This is a genomic window from Bradyrhizobium sp. AS23.2 (genome assembly GCF_001908185.1).
Taxonomy (GTDB): domain Bacteria; phylum Pseudomonadota; class Alphaproteobacteria; order Rhizobiales; family Xanthobacteraceae; genus Bradyrhizobium.
Genome location: NZ_LGHM01000298.1, coordinates 1 through 4,121 on the forward strand (window position 1 = coordinate 1; position 4,121 = coordinate 4,121).

Annotated in this window: 4 protein-coding genes; 3 read left to right on the forward strand and 1 reads right to left on the reverse strand. The window is 58.6% G+C overall.

All coding sequences use genetic code 11. The annotated features are described in order from the left end of the window. Positions 1 to 532: 532 nt before the first annotated feature. Both AC630_RS41505 and AC630_RS41510 read left to right on the forward strand, forming a co-directional pair. Positions 533 to 940 (forward strand): hypothetical protein, encoded by a 408-nt coding sequence (locus tag AC630_RS41505; RefSeq protein ID WP_074124184.1) that lies wholly within the window; start codon positions 533 to 535, stop codon positions 938 to 940. Between the two features lie 239 nt (positions 941 to 1,179). Then, positions 1,180 to 1,551, forward strand: a complete 372-nt coding sequence (locus tag AC630_RS41510) for a lipocalin-like domain-containing protein (RefSeq protein WP_074124186.1) — start codon at positions 1,180 to 1,182, stop codon at positions 1,549 to 1,551. Between the two features lie 374 nt (positions 1,552 to 1,925). On the opposite strand, the gene AC630_RS47640 is transcribed toward AC630_RS41510, so the two are convergent. Next, positions 1,926 to 3,152, reverse strand: coding sequence for a lysozyme family protein (locus AC630_RS47640; protein WP_245330665.1), 1,227 nt, complete (start codon positions 3,150 to 3,152; stop codon positions 1,926 to 1,928). 371 nt (positions 3,153 to 3,523) lie between these two features. Between AC630_RS47640 and AC630_RS41520 the strand changes: the two genes are divergently transcribed. Beyond that, positions 3,524 to 3,994 (forward strand): SgcJ/EcaC family oxidoreductase, encoded by a 471-nt coding sequence (locus AC630_RS41520; protein WP_074124190.1) that lies wholly within the window; start codon positions 3,524 to 3,526, stop codon positions 3,992 to 3,994. Positions 3,995 to 4,121 lie beyond the last annotated feature (127 nt).

The following is a 4,121-nucleotide window of genomic DNA, read 5'->3' on the forward strand; positions in this document are numbered from 1 at the left end:
GATCTCAGACCGCTGAACCGCAGAATAGTAGATGCGACGTCGCTGCTTCATGCCCACACTCCATCTCTGCTAAAAGATTAGAGTGTTGCACCGACCGGTTGAGTCCACCCCCGTTAACGACCAAGCTCACGCGACGGCGCAATATGTCGCGAAGGGCCAAATCCGGACATTCCAGGGAGCCGCAGTCGTCAGCAATCGGGTGTGGCAGCGCACTTACTGCCGGGGCCGGTCAGTGACGCTGACTTGCCATATCGGCTGGCCGGCAGTGAACCTGCCAACACAGTGGTCCGGTCTTCCAAGGTGAGACATTTTGCGTCACCTGTTTCTCCGGCACGTCAGGTAGAATGCAGTTGCCGTGGAAGCGGGACGTGCCGAGATTGCCGTTCGGGCCGGACGAACAGGACTAATGCTATCGGCAGGCAAGCACTCTCAAGAGACCGACGCTTTTTTCGGTTCGCACCAGAATTCACATTCCATGAAATGCGCGCGTCGCTTCTGCGGCGGCTCGTTGCCGTAACCTCAGGAGAGAACGATGAACAAGATCGATCGAAGGTCAGCGTTGGGAATCGGATTGGCAGCGGCCTCGGCGGCCCTCGTGAAGCCCGCCGCCGCTCAGACGACGGGCTACAAGGATGAGACGCCGTGGCCAGGTGTCGTGGTGCGCGCTTATGATGGCGAGACCCCATCCATCATCCCCGGTTTTAAGACCGTCTCGATGCGCGATGTCATCATGCAACCGGGATCGAAGACCATGGGTCCCCCGATGATGAATGCCATGGTCTGCCATATCATTGAAGGGGAGATGCGGCTTGACCAGGACGGAAAGACCTTTACGGCGAAGAAGAACTTTGTCTGGACCTGCAACAAGGACACAAAAGAGCAGGCGTACAATGACGGGAGCGTGGTCGCAATTATGAGGATCACGGACCTGAAGGCTTAAGGCTCGCTTCTTCGCAAGAGACTGATTGCAGGTGCGGATGGCGTACTCGACGAGGTGCCAGCCGCGCGGCTACCACAGGTGCTCTACATTCTGCGGAGCGCGCGCGGCGTGGACCGAGCCCATGCCTGTCAGATCCGCGTACAGTCCCGTCTGGTCGTTGAGGACACCGAGCTTAACCTGTTGCTGCGCGACCGCGGAGGCGGTCAGCCCCGCTCCCCACAACAGGAGCTCGCAAGGAAGTGGCGACGGGCAAGACCGCCGCTACGTTCGGCGAGCATCCGCTGGGTTACGCCTACTACACGAAGGGTGGCCGCTTCCAGATCTTCGCGGTGTCACAAGACCGTAAAAAGAACGAGAAGGCCGACCCCACGGACGCGGAACGTGTCGAACTTTTCAAGAGTATGTTTGCGTGGGGCGGTAATTATAAGATCGAAGGCAACAAGGTCATCTACAACGTCGATATCGCCTGGGTCCAGTCATGGATCGGCACCACCCGGACGTATCAAGTGGAGACGGCGGGCAACAAGTTGACGGTGACAACACCGTCATTCAAAAGCACTGTAGATGGCCAAGACATCGTAGTTGTCACCACTTACGAGCGGACCGAGTAGCTTCCCGTCAATCGCTTACGGCTGCATCAATGTCTGCTGTGGCGGAGCCAATTTCCGTCACGAGAGTCCGCTACGGGTCATGAGCGCCGTTTTGGCGACCCAGGCGTCACTTTTCCGGTCTACCCTGAGCAGCAGACGTTGTGACCGGCTGTTCGCAAGTCTCTGAGGGGCCATCAGCCGACGTGAATTGCTTATGAATCTAGGAGGCTAGGTTCTAGTCTCGGAGGCGGCAGCGCTCGAGCCTTGGGTCAATCGGGCCGCTTGGAGCGAGCAACCGCCCGGTCTCTAGGCGGAACGCAAACCTAATCCGGCGCCGGAAATCGGACCCCAAGATTGCCGGAACACGTTCCCGACCAAACGAAAACTGATTCATCTCAAGCGTCCCGCCGCCGCAGCGTTGGCGCGGGGTAGCGGGCATAGAGCGTCTCGACGCGGTCCCGCCACATCGCCACGAACGCGCCCGACGTGAGGCGATCGACCGACTTCCATTCGCGTTTGACCGCCGGCAGAGTGTTGCCCCAGATGGCGCGCTTGCACCATCTCTCGCCCTTCTCGATGCCCTCGCGGGTCGCGCACATCGACTTCCAGGCAATCTGCTGCGGATGGCTGATGTGTTGGGCGGCTCCTTCCCAGCCCTGCTGGTGGATCAGATAAAGATTGGTGAACGTCAGCTCCTCGTGCGTCATTACTTCGAATAGCGCAGCCTCGGTGATGAACTTGTAGGCGGCAGCCATAGCATTGTCGCGAGAATTGCGGATGTCGCCCGACCCGTATGCCCTAAACTCAGACTTGCTCAGCTGGAACAGACCTATATAGGAGCCGGTGCGTTGCCTGGGATCAAAATCGGATTCGATTTTGGCAACCGCCTTCATGAAATTGGCATCGACTCCAAATGCTCTGGCCGCGCGTTCGATCTCCTGGACCGGTGTTCCGAGCGGAACGTCGCCGAATGCCGCCAAGGCGATCTTCGTGGGTTTCTCCGGCGGAGGAATTTCCGAATAGACGTAGTACTTCAGATACGGCAGCTCGCCTTCGTCCGGCTTGGGAGAAGCAGCATGCGGCCGGTCCAGCTGCGGCGTTGACTCGCTCGTGGGCGGCGTAGCATCAAGGCTGGCACTGGTCTGCAACGTTCGCCCTTGCGGCGGCGAGCTGGTCACATCGGACGGCATCACCGAGTTCGGCGCCGCGTCTGCGAACTCCGCCGCAACAATCGCATTAGCCGATGATCTTGTATCGAATTTCGCCTCGATGACCGGAGTCGGCAACGCCGCGCTGGCGTTTGTCAGCAGCGTCGTCACGTTCAGCGGGATGGTGCCGAATACATCAGCAACTCTCGCATTCGGCGTTGCGACGCTCGGGGGCGGTACCGCGATCTGATGAATCGCTGCAAGCGAAGTTGCGCCCAGCGCGCCGGCAATACAGCTTACTTGCCAAATCTTCAATGTCGCCAACCGCACCGCCGCGGTTTCCCCATTCAATCCCAACCACAGATCCCCGTGTTCAGTCTGGGGCCCAATCCTGCATCGACGTATCTTTTGGATTTGCCACAACGAAGGCGTGAGGCTGGACGGCTCGAATTTCTCACTGGCTGTTGCGGCCAAGACGCACTGAACAGCAATGCTGACCTATCTCAGAATTCGATTTTTCCGTCCGTTTGCTTTCTAAGCGAACGCCATGTCACTTGAGCTGCAAGCCCTAGCCGCACCACGTGCCGATCGTCGCGACGATGCGCTCGCTGTATCGGCGTCATCTGAGTCTGCTCAGGGTCACGAACGTCGCTCTCTGCAATGGACGGCGGCCCGTCGATTTCCGCTATGCCCAGTTAGCGACCGCGGTCGTCCGGCGGCGCGGTATGTCGCGAAGGGCCATTAGGCGACATTTCAACTAATCCGATGCAGCATCTTCGGTGCATTTGATCAGTCGCTCCTGCGCCAGTAAGCTGGGCGTCTCCACATCTGTAAAGGGGCTACCAATGTCCACAGCCTCGTCTTCCGTCGCCGCCGACGATGCAGCGGCTATTCGCGCAATTATGGATCGGCAAAGGGACGCTTGGAACAGGCATGATATGGACGCTTTCGTCGCCGACACCATGCCCGACGTCGACTGGATTAATGTCGTTGGCATGCATTGGAAGGGGCGCGAGACGGTACTGAAAGCACACGCTGTTCTCCATAAGGGCATGTTTGCGAATAGTCGAATGCTTCCGCCTGAGCAAATCGAAATGCGGCAGATCGCACCGAACGTCGTGGTCGTGACCCGCATCAACAGAATAGAGGGTGTAGATGCAGCGCTACGACCCAATGGCAAGCTCTATCCCGATGACGGAAACCTCTTAACGGCGGTGTATGTGAAGTCGCACGACGGATGGCGTATCGCGCACGTACACAATGGCCACATCGACAAGCAAGCCGCCGCTCGCGATCCGGCGAAAGCTCCGGGCTAGGCAATGTCGGTTCTGGGTCTTGGCTGTGTGAAAACCCCAAGACGCTTGAGCGCGATAGAAGAACTTATTCGTCCAAGATCGTTCTAGCGCCCAGGCTCGCAAGTGCCTTCAACCTAAACGGCGAACT

What these genes read in the sequence shown, in the direction of transcription:
- AC630_RS41520 (WP_074124190.1), top strand. Translation starts at nt 3,524, where the DNA reads ATGTCCACAGCCTCGTCTTCCGTCGCCGCCGACGATGCAGCGGCTATT.
- AC630_RS41505 (WP_074124184.1), top strand. Translation starts at nt 533, where the DNA reads ATGAACAAGATCGATCGAAGGTCAGCGTTGGGAATCGGATTGGCAGCG.